Below are 14,997 nucleotides of genomic sequence, written 5' to 3'. Positions count from 1 at the left end.
ACATGACAACAGAAACACTAGCCGAAGTAGCGATTGAGCAAAATATTAAACAATTTCTTTTGGTACTGTCAGTTTCCTTAAGTATTGCCACATTACCCCAGTTTTTTAGCTGGTTTCGTCAAATTCCTTATACGTTGCTTTTAGTCATTGTTGGCTTGGGTTTGGCGTTTGTTGATGTGAGATTAGTGAATCTTTCACCACAACTGATTTTGACGATATTTTTACCCCCGCTGTTGTTTGAAGCAGCGTGGAATATGGAATGGGCAAAGCTCAAGCGCGACTTAGTACCAATTACACTGTTTGCAGTTATAGGAGTTGTCATATCAGTTATTGGTGTCGGTTTAGCACTCAATCAGATCGCCGGAGTTACAATCGGAATTGCTTTACTATTAGGTGCTTGCGTCGCTGCAACCGATCCGGTTTCTGTCATTGCGTTATTTCGCGAACTCGGTGTCGAAAAACGGTTGACAATTCTCATGGAAGGCGAAAGCTTATTCAATGACGGAATTGCCGTTGTCGCGTTCAGTTTTGTCGTTGGTTTTGCCTTAGGAACAGAGACTTTAGAACTGCAAGAACTCATTGCACGGTTTTTTACAGTTGTAGGAATCGGAATCGGTTGTGGTTGTGTTGTCGGTTTTGGTATTTCTTATCTCACGCAGCGCTTTGATTTACCTTTGGTTGAGCAATCACTCACTTTAGTTTCGGCGTATGGTACTTATATCATCACCGAAGATTTGGGTGGTTCAGGCGTTATTGGCGTTGTCACCACGGGCTTAGTTTTAGGCAACTTTGGCTCGCGCATTGGAATGCAGCCAAGTACAAGATTAGCCGTAACTCAGTTTTGGGACTTTCTTGCGTTTTTTGTCAATTCCATCGTATTTCTGTTGATTGGCGACCAGATCAAGTTTGATGATTTGGGGGCAAATTTGGGACTGATTGCGATTACAATCGCAGCAATGATTGTCACGCGAGCGATCGCGATTTATGGTTTGAGTTGGTTGAGTAATCTACTAACGAAATCAGAGATCTCTTTGTCTGATAGTACGATTCTCTGGTGGGGAGGCTTGCGCGGTTCGGTGGCAATTGCCTTAGCATTAAGCGTACCAGTCACATTACCCCAACGCACAACAATTGTTTCAGTAGTGTTTGGTGTTGTCTTATTTACACTTTTAGTTCAAGGCTTAACGACTAAACCCTTAGTAACAAGGCTTGAGCCTTTGGGCGATCAAGCAATACGTCAAGAATATCTCGAAGCGATCGCGCGGTGGACAGCCCTGAATCGCGTTCTACAACATTTATCGCAAGCGACAAGCCGCCCTGAAATCGATCCAGAATTTTATCGTTACCAAGAAGCCTTAGTCGAAGGACAGCTTGACGATCTGCAACAAGACATTAACAAGCTACGCAACGAACACCCTCAGCTACGAGACTTCGCGGTAGAACAACTACAGGAAGAACTTTTGGCAATTGAAGCAGATACTTATGCTGAATTAGTTCGCGGTGGGCGTCTGAGCGACAAATTACCACCAATGCTGGAAGAAGTTTTTCAGCAGATGAATAAACAAACTCAGTAATTCAAAGTTTAATTTATGTAGACGTCAGATTCTTCAAACGCTGGCGCTAACGCGTGGTATCACGTATAAAAGATTCAGTCGAGCTATGCACCTGGATATCAGTACTACCATTTCTCGCACATTCTGACGACAGTTCCAGGCTCCAAATTCCATACACTGTCTGGCTTTTGTCATTACTGCCGCAGGCAACTACTTAAATGACAAATTAGTATTACCTGCGCGGTACTTGTGGTCAGCGAGTGGATGCATCGCAATCACTCCGCACGGAATCAGCATCACTCATAAATTGGGTAACAATTCCAAATCTCCTAAAAAATGCTTCTACTTGGTTCTTATCTTCTGTTGCTCGTACAAGGAGTGCTGTATTCGTAGCGTTATCAGCTTGGGCTTCTCTAAAACTTCTGGGTCATAACCAGGTGGTACTTCAATTAAGAGTTGTCGCATGAATGTGTTGCCTACACCTTACTTTTATGATGCGATAAACTGAAATAAGAAACGATCCTCAGATGAGTTCGTTCTGAAAACTTCTTGGAAAATATCATTTCGCAGGAAGTGGGTAATAACCCACTTTTTTATTTTGGAAAATGACTCATCCCCTAATTCCACAAATCATTGAAATAGCAACACCAGTCGCAGAGGAACTCGGCTTGGAATTGGTCGGAGTAGTTTTTCACACTAACCAACGCCCTCCTGTACTGCGCGTGGATATTCGCAATCCGCAGCAAGATACTGGGCTAGATGATTGTGAGCGAATGAGTCGTGCTTTAGAAGCCAAAATGGATCAGGCAAGCATTGTGCAAGATGCCTATGTGTTAGAAGTTTCTAGCCCAGGAACTTCGCGACAATTAAGTACCGATCGAGAGTTTACTGCCTTCAAAGGATTTGCGGTACTTGTTCGAAGTTCTCAACCGCATGAAGGTCAGCAAGAGTGGGTAGGACAACTCATTCGCCGCGATGAAACAGCAGTTTACTTAAACCAGAAAGGTCGCGTAGTTGCTATTCCGCGCGCGCTTATTACCAAAGTACAGCTAGACGATCGCCGTTAGAACAAGGGCGAGAAGCTAGGAGCTAGGAGCGAGTAGAAAGAGGAGCTATTGGCTCGTGAAATTTGCTTTACATCCTAGTTTCTCCGCTAATATTTGACTCCTGACCTCTGATCCCTATTTTCTTTATTGAGGATTTTATTATGTCAATGGTAAGTTTGCCTGGATTGAAAGATTTAATTGAAAATATTAGTCGCGAGCGAAACTTGCCGCGCGTTGCTGTACAGGCTGCGCTTCGCGAAGCACTACTTAAAGGTTACGAGCGCTATCGTCGAGCGCAAAACCTCGATAAACAGCATTTTGACGAAGATTTTTTCGACAACTTTGAAGTTGAACTTGACGTAGAAGAAGAAGGCTTTCGCGTCCTTGCTACCAAAACAATTGTCGAAGAAGTCAACGATCCAGACCATCAAATTTCCCTGCGAGAAGTTCAAGAAGTCGCAGAAGAAGCGCAACTTGGTAGTGAAGTGGTGTTAGACGTAACGCCTGAACAAAAAGAATTTGGGCGCATGGCAGCAATGCAGACCAAGCAAGTACTCGCGCAAAAACTCCGCGACCAACAACGCCAAATGATTCAAGAGGAGTTTCAAGACCTAGAAGGCACTGTGCTACAAGCACGAGTACTGCGCTTTGAAAGACAATCAGTGATTATGGCAGTCAGTAGTGGTTTTGGTCAACCCGAAGTTGAAGCAGAACTACCCAAGCGCGAACAATTACCGAACGATAATTATCGTGCAAATGCTACGTTCAAAGTTTACCTCAAAAAAGTTTCACAAGGTCAGCAACGCGGTCCTCAACTGATTGTCTCGCGCGCAGATGCAGGTTTAGTGGTATATCTTTTTGCCAACGAAGTTCCAGAAATCGAAGATGAAGTAGTGCGCATTGTCGCAGTGGCACGCGAAGCAAATCCCCCATCGCGCTATGTAGGTCCTCGCACTAAAATTGCCGTTGATACCTTAGAACGGGATGTCGATCCTGTCGGTGCATGTATTGGCGCGCGTGGTTCGCGAATTCAAGTTGTTGTTAACGAACTGCGCGGTGAGAAAATTGATGTAATTCGCTGGTCTCCAGACCCCGCGACTTATATTGCCAACGCGCTTAGCCCTGCCCGTGTTGATGAGGTACGCTTGATGGATCCAGAATCGCGCCAGACGCACGTACTCGTTGCCGAAGACCAACTCAGCTTAGCAATCGGTAAAGAAGGGCAAAATGTCCGTTTAGCCGCACGCTTAACAGGTTGGAAAATCGACATCAAAGACCGCGCGAAGTACGACTATGCCGCAGAAGACGCTAAATTTGCTGCCGCCGCTGCTGAGTATCAAGCGCAACAAGCTCAAATAGCGCAAGCCGAAGATGAAGATGAATTAGATGAACTAGATGAAGAATTTACAGAAGCTATGGAAGTAAGCGATGCCCCAGCTTGAGCAGAAACGAAAGATAGATAATTACAATAGTCCCTGACCCTCGATCTTTGTCCCCTGAACCCTCAATTCATGAAACCTAACTATCGACGCTGTATTAGTTGTCGTCGGGTCGCCCTAAAACACGAGTTCTGGCGAATTGTCCGCGTCTATCCTTCTGGGGAGTTACAATTAGATCAGGGTACGGGGCGTTCTGCATATCTTTGTCCGCAAGCTAGCTGTTTGCAAACAGCCCAGAAGAAAAATCTGTTGCGGCGATCGCTGCGGATCTCGGTTCCCGAAGCCATCTACCAAGCCTTGTGGCAACGTTTATCAACAAACCAATCTGTCAGTGAAGCTCGAAAAATTGAAACCACACTACCGCTTTCAAACAAGAATTAAGTGTCATTTTCAGACTTTCTTAAAAATGGAGTCATGGCAGCAAAATTGCTGAAAAGCATACTAACGCTTGTCAAACAGGGTTCGTGGCAGAATAGTAAAGATAGGAAACTCAATTTCTTTGAATTCGGTGCAATTAACTAAAATCACACCATATTTTTTTACGGATTGATGCAACATTAAATAAAGAAGCTACACAAATACATAATTACTAGCTTGTACGGATGCGTACCCTCACGAGAAAGGGTCCGCAAAAATTCCTCAGGATAAAATTGCGGTAAAAGCGCATGGCACGTTTACATAACCGTCGCGATGACAGTAAAACACCTTTCTCAAACAAAAACATCTCTCTTTACTTTGTTGGAGGCACGGGCAGCAATTTGAACGGCAACCAATAACACAGGACTCGCAGGATGGAGATGCTAACACAACTCAGGCAACCATCCGTATCAAACTGGTAGGTAAAGGGGAAGAGTGGATGAATAACGGCAAAGTAAGGATATACGATTTGTCAAAAGAATTGAATTTGGATAACAAAGAGCTACTCGCAATTTGCGACCAACTTAATATCGCAGTCAAAAGTCACAGCAGCACAATCAGTGAAAATGAAGCAGAGCGAATTCGTGCTCTAGCTGAAAAGTATGTTGCCGAGCGTTCGTCGTCGCGGCGAGAATCGAACATTACACACGCGAATCAAATTAACAAAACTAAACCTAAACCTAACTTGCCACCAAAGCAACAGATCTTGGAAATTCGCAAACCAAAGACCCCTCCTCGGCTCAACCAAAACCAGGCAGAGTCTCAGGTTGCCTCAAATTCTTCTTCGTCACAGTCGCAAGGAAACGCGCCCGTTGCTCCACGTCCTTTCGCATCACCAGCAGGACCGAACAAGCCGATGACCCCACCACCGCCACGTCCCGTACGTCCGGCAGCAATGGAAGAAGCTAAAGTAGTCGCTAATAGCGAACATCGCGACGAGCCAAAAGCAAGCCAGGTAGAAGTTCAAAAACCCAAAGAAGTTCCGCAAAAACCACAACTTGTAGAACCGCCAGCTAGACCTGTCGCACCAACACCACAACTCAATCTACCTGAACGCCCGATCCTCAAACGCGATCAAGCTCAACGTCCTAAACCAGCAGCAGAGCCAAGAGCAGATAAGGGCTCTGAAAAACCTGCACGTCGCCCTGGGGGACAAAAACCAGAGCAACCAGTCGCTAAAAGCGAACCAGTACCAGAACTGCAAAGACCCAAGGTATCGCGGTTCAACGAACCAGCGATCGCCAATCGTCCAAAACTAGCAGGAGCAACTAGTACAGAAGTTGAGGAAGAAGCAATACAACAACCCGCTGCACTGCTGGAAATCGAAGAACCCGAAAAGCTCCTCAAGCGACCAACACCACCTCGACCCCAAAAAGGCGGGAAAAAGTGGCAAGAAGAGGAAATTGATGAAGGACTAGAATCAGGTTCTAAAGGGAAAGCAGGAACAAAAGCTAAGCGCATGAAACCCATCATCGACTTTGATGATGAAGAAGACCTCGACGATGTGGATCTTGATATCGAAGCGCCAATCAAAGTGAGCTTATCGATCGCCCGACCCCCTAAACAGAAAGCAGCACGTCCCAGTGGTTCAGGAGCGGTAACGAGTCCTGTTGGTGGAGTAAAAAGCAAAAAGACAACTCCAGCGCGCGATCAAAATCGTCGCCGCGAACCCGAACAAAAAGAGGAACGTCCAGAAAAGATCGTCGTTACAGGCACGATGACTGTTCAGGAACTCGCACAAATGCTGGTCGTACCTGATACTGAGATTGTAAAAATCCTATTCCTTAAGGGTATTGCGGTTAATATTACGCAAAATTTGGATATTCCAACGTTGACGATGGTGGCGAACGAATTAGGCGTAGAAGTTGAAACAGCCGAACCCGAAGCCGAAGCCCGCAAAGTCACTGAAATGTTGGATGTGGAAGATCTCGAAAATCTCCAGCGTCGTCCACCAGTCGTGACGATCATGGGACACGTAGACCACGGTAAAACAACGTTACTTGACTCGATTCGTAAGACCAAAGTCGCGCAAGGAGAAGCTGGCGGCATTACCCAACATATCGGTGCGTACCACGTTGATGTAGAACACAACGGGCAGGTGCAGCAAGTCGTATTTCTCGATACTCCCGGTCACGAAGCATTTACCGCAATGCGCGCGCGTGGAGCAAGAGTGACAGACATTGCCATTCTCGTTGTTGCTGCGGATGATGGCGTACGCCCACAAACAATTGAAGCAATTAGCCATGCCCAAGCAGCAGAAGTGCCCATTATTGTCGCGATTAACAAAATTGACAAAGAGGGCGCACAACCCGATCGCGTCAAACAAGAACTGACGCAATACGGGCTAACTCCAGAAGAATGGGGTGGCGACACAATTATGGTACCTGTCAGCGCGATCAAAGGAGAAAACTTAGATACACTTCTAGAAATGATTCTCCTTGTTGCTGAAGTCGAAGAACTCTCGGCAAATCCAGACCGTCTTGCTAAAGGTACTGTAATCGAAGCACACCTTGATAAAGCCAAAGGTCCAGTGGCAACTTTGTTAGTTCAAAATGGCACTCTGCACGTAGGAGATGTCTTAGTTGCTGGCTCGGCGTTTGGTAAAGTTCGAGCAATGGTGGACGATCGCGGACGCCGTGTCGAAATTGCTTCGCCTTCGTTCGCGGTAGAGGTTCTCGGCTTAAGCGACGTACCCGCCGCAGGCGATGAGTTTGAAGTGTTCCCACACGAGAAAGAAGCACGGGCAATCGCTGAAGAACGTGCCAACAAGCAACGGCAATCGCGCTTGATGCAAGGACGTGCTACGCTTACCAGCGCTTCCGCACAGGCACAAGAAGGCGAGTTAAAAGAACTTAACTTGATCCTTAAAGCCGATGTCCAAGGATCAGTCGAAGCGATCGTTGGTGCGCTCAAACAACTTCCACAAAACGAGGTGCAAATTCGCTTGTTGTTGGCAGCGCCAGGTGAAATCACCGAAACTGATATCGATTTGGCAGCAGCGAGTAACGCGGTAATTATTGGCTTTAACACAACGCTTGCGAGTGGTGCTCGACAAGCCGCTGATGAAGCTGGTGTAGATGTTCGCGAATATAATATTATCTACAAATTGCTGGAAGACATCGAAGGCGCGTTAGAAGGTCTATTAGAACCAGAACTTGTTGAGGAAGCCCTCGGTCAAGCCGAAGTACGTGCAGTCTTCCCTGTGGGACGCGGCGCTGTTGCCGGTTGCTACGTTCTATCTGGTAAGCTGATTCGTAACTGCAAACTGCGAGTACGACGCGGCAGTAAGATCGTTTACGAAGGCTCGCTTGATTCCTTGAAACGAATGAAAGAAGATGTCCGCGAAGTCAATGCGGGATATGAGTGCGGTATCGGTGTCGATCGATTTAACGAATGGGCTGAAGGCGATATAATCGAAGCCTTTCAGATGGTAACGAAACGCCGTACGTTAGGAGCAACTAAAAGTTAGAGGATAGGGCTAAAGACACTCTTAATTCATTTTATCTTTAGCCCTTTTCTCCATTCTTGATAATGGTACTACCAACTTTATGTCGTTTCGGTCAGAACCCATTTTGTGGATTCACCTTTCAGGGTTAGCCGCTGTTCCACTCTGCTTAGACGCGTGCTTATTAGGATTGGCGGTAGGAGATCCTGTCTTCCCTGTCTGGTTGGAGGTGTCACTCGTCGCAGCAATCGGAGTTGTACCAGTTGTCTGGATGCAGGTACAACGTCCGTTTTACATTTTTGCTGTTTTGGCGATCGCACTTAAACAAGAAAAATTAACGATACAACAACGGCAAATTTTAAGTTTAATCAATACCCGTGCTAGTAAAGTATTAGCTATCTTAACTGCGGTATTATTAGTTACAGTACTGTGGCAGCTGTACCAAACTGCACCCATGGTAGCCTTGAGTTTATTGCCGCGCGAATGGCGGATTGTAGGATTGTTGTTGGCTGGCTGTAGCTTTGCCTTCGCGAATTTATTTTTTCAAATTCCCGTAAGTGTGATGCGAGTGCTTGTTACCAGTGATGCAGAATTTGCCGTAATAAAACCTTATCCTCAAGAAAAGATAGCACCAGATTTTACAATTTTAGGTTTGCAGGTGAATCAACTGTTACCAAAGTTAGTAGACACTCACACAGAAAACTGAGGAAATATGGCTATTATCCCTGCGTCTCGTCAGTATCAATCGGATCGACCTCAAATTTGGGATCATCTCAAACAAGCGATCGCTAATACTTCTGGATTTCATCGTTGGCAACTTGAGCGATCGGCACAAGATACCCAAATCCAAGATCTCAATTTAGACCATCAGGTAAAACTCTATTTGCGTGAAACGTTAGAAACACTGGCTTATTGAAGCAGACAAGGGAGTGAAAAGCATGATTCCCTTGCTGCTTAGTGAGATGTGCTGAAAGACAAACGAGATTAGCTGATTTGATTTAATAAGTCTCGAAGGCGTGCTCCACGATTGAGGATATCTTGAATGTTTCCACTTAAGCGACGTAACTGACGATAAGCAACTTCTAAGCGATCGCCATCTACTTGAACTTCGCGTGTGGGATAGTTTTGCAACACTTCAATCAGTGAAACTTGTCCATCACGCGCGGACAGCACCAAAGCGGCACGTAATGCTTGTCTATCTGCGCGGCGTGAAGGCGTATGAATGACTTGACTGATTTCATCAAGTAAAGCATTACCAACAGGGCTATTGAGCACCCGGTCCAAGAAAACAGGGTTAACCCTGACAGGTTCAGTTAAATAACGGCGTACCGTGACCGGGTCTTGTCCTGCTCTGGCAAGATTAGAACGTAGCGAGCGCGAGAGTTCTCCCGTTTCCGCAAATTGAGCAAGTTCAGCAACTGAAAGCGATTGACGAAAAATTCGATATCTTAAAACTACGCGTTCAGCCGCGTTAGCTGCAGGCATTTCGAAAACACCGTTACTACTGAAAAAGACACCCGTACTTGCTACTAATGCAGCAGCAAGATGTAAAAATCTTAAACGCATTTCTTGTGTGATTTTAAATCGTTCCTTTAAGACATCTGACGAGTCATCAATTCGTTAAGTTGCGCTATTTGCAGCGTTAGAGGTAATTTCTGCCCTTAGAGATATAGCAGGAGTTAGAGGTTAGAGTTATCACTACGAACTTCGAGAATGTCCTAACTCTATTGACTAAAACCATAAGTCACTTGACTTGAAACATAGCAAAGGTTGGGGAACAGATCTCTACTAGTCCTATGCCTCGGTTATACTATTTCGCTTTAAAGTTTCTACACATAGACCGCAGAGAGGCTTAATTGTCGTTCTTTTTTAGAAAAATGGTATTACTCGCTATAAGTAAAACTTAACCATCAGTTGATATTCTTCTTAGAAGAAATATTTTATTCTAAGCTGCTGAGGCTATTGCTGTCGTGACTTGACCTTTCTGCATCAGTCACATTTTTTGACAAAAAACTTAGGGAACTTGACTACAAATGTATTTGTCTTCCGCTATAGTTTTGCATGGGTTTTACAACTTTTCAGTTAATAGCGTATTTGGTCAAATACTCATAAACTGATGTGGTTAGCCATGCTGGACAAAATGAGGCAATGTAAAGAATCAGCGCTTAGAGGAAGCTGTGACGAGACGCAAGCATATGTTTGTGTTCTTCGTCAATGAAATCTTCGGAGAAATTTTGCGCTTGTACGCCGCCTTACGTTAATTCAAGACACGAGATGCAGACAATATGACAAACCACGATTCACACGATCGCCAATCAAATATTTCTAGAGTTATTTCTACTAGTCGCGCGCTACATCTGCCCTTGGGTGCGGGATTGAGTGCTTTATTTTTGGTTGCTACGGGTGCAATTTTAGGTAATAGTGCGATCGCCTCTTCTAAAAAGCTAGCCCAATTTGTTGTTCCCACAACCAACGCTCCTATTCCTACACCAACCACAAGCCCCACACCTAGCCCGACTCCAACTTCCCTACCTTCACCTTCACCAACATTATCTCCAACTCAAACTACTCCGACGACTCCAAGTACCAATCAAGTTCCTGCGACGACAACAGTTATTTACGTAAATCCTCAAACTGGAACTGATAGTGCTGGTGCTGGAACTACAGCAGCTACCCCATACAGAACTATTACCTACGCACTAAACCAAGCACAGCCAGGTACAGCAATTCAGTTGGCACCTGGTACTTATAGCAGCGAGACAGGAGAAGTTTTTCCACTCACAATTAAACAAGGTGTGACGCTACGCGGCGATGAAGCTAGCAAAGGACAATCAATTGTCATTACAGGTGGTGGGCAATACGTCAGTCCCACATTTGCACGGCAAAATGTTACAGTACGCGCTGAAAACAATAGCGCAATCAGTGGTGTCACGATTACCAACCCAAACACGCGGGGAACCGCGCTGTGGATTGAATCTGCAAATCCTACTGTGACGAATAATACTTTTATCAATAGTAACCGCGACGGTATTTTTGTAACTGGTAATGCTAATCCCAAAATTGAGGGTAATGTCTTTAGCAAAAACGGTGGTAACGGTATTTCGGTAGCCCGTTCTGCACAAGGTGAAATTCGCAATAATACGTTTCAAGATACCGGCTTTGGGTTGGCAATTGGTGGTGCTTCCTCACCGCTCGTCGCAGACAACCAAATTAAAGAAAACCAAGATGGTATTTATATTTCTGAATCAGCGCGTCCTATTTTACGTGGTAACGCGATCGAAAACAACAAGCGCGATGGAGTCGTTGCCACCATTAATGCCCAACCGGATCTCGGTACAGCAGAAAGTGCAGGAAATAATATTATCCGTAATAACGAGCGCTATGACGTTTACAACGCAACTCGTGGCAATGCTTTACTTGCTGTAGGTAATACGATTGATGCTAAGCGCACCTCAGGTAAAGTCAATCTTGTAGCACCCCAATTTGCTTTCAGTGACGTTCAAGGATTATGGGCGCAACCATACATTGCTGCTTTGGCATCGCGCGAGATTATTGCTGGATTTCCTGATGGTACATTTAAGCCTAACGAACCAGTGACGCGCGCGCAATTTGCGGCGATTGTTAGTAAAGCGTTTACTCCTACACCGCAACGCGAGGCACAAGATTTTAACGACGTCAGCCGTAATTTCTGGGGATATCAAGCAATTCAAACTGCTTACCGAGGAGGCTTTGTCGCGGGTTATCCTGGCGGTGCGTTTCAACCACAGCAACAAATTCCTCGAGTTCAAGTATTAGTTTCTTTAGCAAATGGCTTGAATTTGCGTGCTGATAATCCCAACGTACTTTCCACTTATGCTGATGCTTCCCAAATTCCCAGTTATGCTACCGATGCGGTTGCGGCTGCAACTCAAAGGCAACTTGTTGTCAACTACCCAACGCCAAATCAATTAAATCCTAATCGCCCTGCGACGCGTGCTGAAGTCGCGGCATTTGTTTATCAAGCCCTCGTCAATTCTGGACGCGCACAAGCGATCGCATCACCTTATCTAGTCAGAGTTCCTTAACCTCAATTTAAAAGCGCCAGGCTGTTGTTATAGTTCTGGCGCTACAAAGATTTGCTTTTTATGTGTATTAGGGTCTTTATATTAGGTGACCCTACTTGTTTATTTGCTTTTATATTCAGGGTCTTTAAATTGGCTGACCCCGTTTGAACCTGTATCTATGATGCCAGAAAGAATAAGGTATCTTGCGTTTCATAATGATTTCTTTATTTTTTATACCATTGTGTGTTTTTGATTAAAGATGTTTAAACTTTTATTAAAGATTAACACTTACAAGAGTTATTGCGCTAAGATAGAACGCCTCTTAACGCGATTCGCGATCCCAGCGAAATAGAAAAATCATCAAAGCAATCACGCCAAGTTGCAGCGCAAAATTAGGTAAAGCTGTCTCTACATCACGTCCAGCTGCTAGCTGGGTAAGAAAAATTAATGCTCCAATCAAACCAGAGGCAGCAAAACTAATATAAACAAATTTGCGTAAGCCTCGGTAAGGAGCCGCAGCCTCGGCTTTTAAACGCGCGTATTGCTCAGGTGTAAAGCGTTTATGACTGCGATTTTTAGAAGTTGGTTTTACCATGGGAAAAGAAAGCTGCTACAATCATATATTGCCATGCCGATGTAGCTCAGTGGTAGAGCAATCGATTCGTAATCGATCGGTCGCGAGTTCAAATCTCGCCATCGGCTTTATGCAACAATGCTTAATTTTAGGCGGAGTAGAAAATCGTTAAATTGCAAAATCTTGTAGCACTTCGCTAGGGATAATTTGCAAAGTTGATAGATTCATCAGTAATCTTCTGATTCATCAAAGCTTTGTCGATCCTAATGCAATCCACTCACAAGGCTTGAATTAAGTTCTGAACTGCAATTGTGGCAGGTTCTCACTCGTGTTGGTTAGAATCCATCAGATGCAGCTTACTCCTCAAATCCAGAGGTAGGTTTAGACTCGACTTTTAAGTTGGGTAGTCCCTCAAGTTTTTCCATAAAAGTATCTGGGGCGGCTTCCTGAGGAACAAAAATGGTTAATCCTCCTGGTACGCACTCGACATCAATCGGAGTCTCACCAATTAGTTCGCCGTCTAAGACGACTCTTTGGGGTGGATTTGTACGGACAATAACGCGTTTGGCGCGGAGATAACCAATATCCTCACGCTGCGTAGCATTTTCGTTCAAGGCAGTTTGGAGTAAGTGATATGAAGCTGCGATCGCACCGGCACGCGATACGGGCGCAATCACTGTCACATCGAGTAGCCCGTCGTCAAATACGACTCCGGCAGGTCCTTGTGCCAAAATTGAAGTTGGGGGAGCAGCATTAGCAACTGTTACCGCCACTGCACTCACCGTGATGATTTTATCCTCTGTTTCTATTTCGGCTTCAAAACTTTCCATTTCGCGCAATTCCTGAAGTCCTGCCATAACATACGCCAACATCCCAAAACGATTTTTAGCTTCGCGATCGGCGCGTTTGACAGTTTCAGCTTCAAAACCGACTCCTGCTAATAAAACCATTGGTAAATTATTACACCGTGCCGCATCAACAACACGTGTCGCACCGCCTAAAATTGTTTGACAAGCTGCTTCAATTGTGTTGGGTAGCTCTAAAGCTGCTGCAAAAGCGTTGGCTGTACCGCGAGAAATAATACCAAGAGGAATACCTGTACCGACTAATGCCGCAGCCGCTGTAGACAATGTTCCATCACCGCCAGAAGCAATAATTTTCGTTGCCCCTTGGGCGATCGCCTCTTTAGCTATCTCGTCTGCACCTTTTTCCTCGGTGGTAAACCGAATATCTAGATTAATTTCCGCTTCTAAAATTTCGCGAATTTGAGCTAAATCTTGCTCAGGATCGCTTTGACCTGCAACCGGATTAAAGATCAAACAAGCATCAGTTCGGCTCATATAAATCTAGTTTTCAAGTATGATATTCAGTGCGCTTTCTAGACCACCAAATTGCTTGACTTTGCCATCGCCATTCCTTGATGAAGCGCAACAACGCTACCAAAGTAAAAGACAGTTTACAATCTAGAAAGCTTTCGATTTTAGCAAGAATATAACACTTCCTTTTTCAAAGCTGACACTACCTAAAGTTACACAAACATAAAAATGCCAGACCCTATGATGTACCAGCAAGACACTTTTGTTGTGCTGGAACCCAACCAACCTGAACAGTTTTTAACAGCAGCTGAACTCCTAGAAAAGCTGCAAGCAATTCTCACTCAACGCCAGGAAAATTTACCACGCGAGTTACAGCGCTTTACATCAATTCAAGCACAAGCTCAGTATTTAATCGATACAAGTTGTGAATTCGATTTAGGTCCAGGAGAATATTTACAGTGGTATGCGGTACGCCTAGAAAAGTAGTTAACGGTACTTACCACTGCGAAGACATTAAGCACTCACTTTGTTTCAACTCGCTTTAACTTCTGAGTCTGCTGGAACGTTTGTACTATTTGCGGTTTGAGTCGAAATTAAAGCTAGTTCAATTTTTTCTGCTTCTGGTTGGGTAATTTCTACGCGAATTCCAGGACCAAAAAAACTTTCCATTTTTTGCTGTTTATCTTGCCAAACTTGTAAAGGAATCAGTGGCGAGTCAAATTCTAAAATTAAAGCATAAGCACCTGCAATTTCAGTTTCGCGCAAACCTGTAATTACTGGTCTTTCTTCGTCTGTAGGACTCAAACCTAGAAACGAAAGCGCTGTATCCAAGTGTGCCTCTTGACCGTAACGATAGCGCGTCACATCTTGACGAATTTGGTTTTGGGTTGCTGTTGCTTGGGTTTTACGCAGCGCGAGTACCTCTGAAGTTGTTGGTTGGCTAAAGGGCACTGGTACGAGTTCTGCTGCTTTCAGCGCTAAGCCTCCGAGAAATAAAGGAATTCCGTAGAAAAATCCCACTAAATTTAGCGTCGGGTTGCCATTGAAATAGGCAGTAAATCCAACAACAGTTAATATCCCACCGAGAACTAACCCTAGTGTTCCTAAAGATGTTTGACGTAACATAATGCTTTGCAGGTAATGGCAATAACTCTAAGCTTTATT

13 protein-coding genes and 1 tRNA gene are annotated in these 14,997 nt (G+C 44.8%); 10 read left to right on the top strand and 4 right to left on the bottom strand.

Going from position 1 to position 14,997, the window contains the following annotated elements:
- The first annotated feature begins 2 nt into the window (after nt 1-2).
- The 7 genes from B1A85_RS04110 to B1A85_RS04080 all read left to right on the top strand — a co-directional run bounded on the left by B1A85_RS04110 (nt 3) and on the right by B1A85_RS04080 (nt 8,816).
- On the top strand, nt 3-1,574 hold the full coding sequence (locus B1A85_RS04110) for a Na+/H+ antiporter (RefSeq protein ID WP_104545618.1): 1,572 nt from the start codon (nt 3-5) through the stop codon (nt 1,572-1,574).
- 584 nt (nt 1,575-2,158) lie between these two features.
- Nucleotides 2,159-2,620 carry a ribosome maturation factor RimP gene (gene rimP, locus B1A85_RS04105; protein ID WP_104545617.1) on the top strand — a complete coding sequence of 154 codons (462 nt, stop codon included), beginning with the start codon at nt 2,159-2,161 and terminating at the stop codon, nt 2,618-2,620.
- A gap of 140 nt (nt 2,621-2,760) precedes the next feature.
- Entirely contained in the window at nt 2,761-4,041 is a 1,281-nt protein-coding gene (gene nusA, locus B1A85_RS04100; protein WP_210404162.1) for a transcription termination factor NusA, read from the top strand.
- A gap of 69 nt (nt 4,042-4,110) precedes the next feature.
- A complete protein-coding gene (locus tag B1A85_RS04095) occupies nt 4,111-4,419 on the top strand; it encodes a YlxR family protein (protein ID WP_104545615.1) in 309 nt (102 codons plus the stop codon).
- Nucleotides 4,420-4,894: 475 nt separating this feature from the next.
- The gene (gene infB / locus B1A85_RS04090; protein WP_104545614.1) at nt 4,895-7,924 is read left to right on the top strand and encodes a translation initiation factor IF-2; all 3,030 of its coding nucleotides are present in this window, start codon (nt 4,895-4,897) and stop codon (nt 7,922-7,924) included.
- Nucleotides 7,925-8,003: 79 nt separating this feature from the next.
- A complete protein-coding gene (locus B1A85_RS04085) occupies nt 8,004-8,606 on the top strand; it encodes a low-complexity tail membrane protein (RefSeq protein WP_104545613.1) in 603 nt (200 codons plus the stop codon).
- Nucleotides 8,607-8,612: 6 nt separating this feature from the next.
- Complete coding sequence (locus B1A85_RS04080) at nt 8,613-8,816, top strand: hypothetical protein (RefSeq protein WP_104545612.1); 204 nt, start codon at nt 8,613-8,615, stop codon at nt 8,814-8,816.
- A 68-nt stretch (nt 8,817-8,884) separates the two neighbouring features.
- Here the strand turns inward: B1A85_RS04080 and B1A85_RS04075 are convergent, their stop codons facing one another.
- On the bottom strand, nt 8,885-9,466 hold the full coding sequence (locus B1A85_RS04075; protein WP_104545611.1) for an alpha/beta hydrolase: 582 nt from the start codon (nt 9,464-9,466) through the stop codon (nt 8,885-8,887).
- A 719-nt stretch (nt 9,467-10,185) separates the two neighbouring features.
- Between B1A85_RS04075 and B1A85_RS04070 the strand changes: the two genes are divergently transcribed.
- The gene (locus B1A85_RS04070) at nt 10,186-11,964 is read left to right on the top strand and encodes a DUF1565 domain-containing protein (protein ID WP_104545610.1); all 1,779 of its coding nucleotides are present in this window, start codon (nt 10,186-10,188) and stop codon (nt 11,962-11,964) included.
- 301 nt (nt 11,965-12,265) lie between these two features.
- Here the strand turns inward: B1A85_RS04070 and B1A85_RS04065 are convergent, their stop codons facing one another.
- Nucleotides 12,266-12,538 (bottom strand): DUF3493 domain-containing protein, encoded by a 273-nt coding sequence (locus B1A85_RS04065; RefSeq protein WP_104545609.1) that lies wholly within the window; start codon nt 12,536-12,538, stop codon nt 12,266-12,268.
- A gap of 35 nt (nt 12,539-12,573) precedes the next feature.
- On the opposite strand from B1A85_RS04065, the gene B1A85_RS04060 reads away from it, so the two are divergent.
- Nucleotides 12,574-12,645: transfer RNA gene (locus B1A85_RS04060), tRNA-Thr, on the top strand.
- Between the two features lie 228 nt (nt 12,646-12,873).
- On the opposite strand, the gene B1A85_RS04055 is transcribed toward B1A85_RS04060, so the two are convergent.
- Nucleotides 12,874-13,857 carry a YegS/Rv2252/BmrU family lipid kinase gene (locus B1A85_RS04055; RefSeq protein WP_104545608.1) on the bottom strand — a complete coding sequence of 328 codons (984 nt, stop codon included), beginning with the start codon at nt 13,855-13,857 and terminating at the stop codon, nt 12,874-12,876.
- A 204-nt stretch (nt 13,858-14,061) separates the two neighbouring features.
- Between B1A85_RS04055 and B1A85_RS04050 the strand changes: the two genes are divergently transcribed.
- On the top strand, nt 14,062-14,319 hold the full coding sequence (locus B1A85_RS04050) for a chlororespiratory reduction protein 7 (RefSeq protein WP_104545607.1): 258 nt from the start codon (nt 14,062-14,064) through the stop codon (nt 14,317-14,319).
- 45 nt (nt 14,320-14,364) lie between these two features.
- Here the strand turns inward: B1A85_RS04050 and B1A85_RS04045 are convergent, their stop codons facing one another.
- Nucleotides 14,365-14,958: a DUF2854 domain-containing protein gene (locus B1A85_RS04045; RefSeq protein WP_104545606.1), complete on the bottom strand. Its 594-nt coding sequence runs from the start codon at nt 14,956-14,958 to the stop codon at nt 14,365-14,367.
- Nucleotides 14,959-14,997: the final 39 nt, after the last annotated feature.

Source organism: Chroococcidiopsis sp. TS-821, assembly GCF_002939305.1.
Lineage (GTDB): Bacteria > Cyanobacteriota > Cyanobacteriia > Cyanobacteriales > Chroococcidiopsidaceae > Chroogloeocystis.
Note: the sequence above shows the minus strand (reverse complement) of the source record. Positions and strands in the feature narration are given on the sequence as shown.

Bases quoted from the DNA above. Each gene is read 5' to 3' on its own strand.
- B1A85_RS04110 (WP_104545618.1), top strand. From the start codon at position 3: ATGACAACAGAAACACTAGCCGAAGTAGCGATTGAGCAAAATATTAAA.
- rimP (WP_104545617.1), top strand. From the start codon at position 2,159: ATGACTCATCCCCTAATTCCACAAATCATTGAAATAGCAACACCAGTC.
- nusA (WP_210404162.1), top strand. From the start codon at position 2,761: ATGTCAATGGTAAGTTTGCCTGGATTGAAAGATTTAATTGAAAATATT.
- B1A85_RS04095 (WP_104545615.1), top strand. From the start codon at position 4,111: ATGAAACCTAACTATCGACGCTGTATTAGTTGTCGTCGGGTCGCCCTA.
- infB (WP_104545614.1), top strand. From the start codon at position 4,895: ATGAATAACGGCAAAGTAAGGATATACGATTTGTCAAAAGAATTGAAT.
- B1A85_RS04085 (WP_104545613.1), top strand. From the start codon at position 8,004: ATGTCGTTTCGGTCAGAACCCATTTTGTGGATTCACCTTTCAGGGTTA.
- B1A85_RS04080 (WP_104545612.1), top strand. From the start codon at position 8,613: ATGGCTATTATCCCTGCGTCTCGTCAGTATCAATCGGATCGACCTCAA.
- B1A85_RS04075 (WP_104545611.1), bottom strand. From the start codon at position 9,466: ATGCGTTTAAGATTTTTACATCTTGCTGCTGCATTAGTAGCAAGTACG.
- B1A85_RS04070 (WP_104545610.1), top strand. From the start codon at position 10,186: ATGACAAACCACGATTCACACGATCGCCAATCAAATATTTCTAGAGTT.
- B1A85_RS04065 (WP_104545609.1), bottom strand. From the start codon at position 12,538: ATGGTAAAACCAACTTCTAAAAATCGCAGTCATAAACGCTTTACACCT.
- B1A85_RS04055 (WP_104545608.1), bottom strand. From the start codon at position 13,857: ATGAGCCGAACTGATGCTTGTTTGATCTTTAATCCGGTTGCAGGTCAA.
- B1A85_RS04050 (WP_104545607.1), top strand. From the start codon at position 14,062: ATGCCAGACCCTATGATGTACCAGCAAGACACTTTTGTTGTGCTGGAA.
- B1A85_RS04045 (WP_104545606.1), bottom strand. From the start codon at position 14,958: ATGTTACGTCAAACATCTTTAGGAACACTAGGGTTAGTTCTCGGTGGG.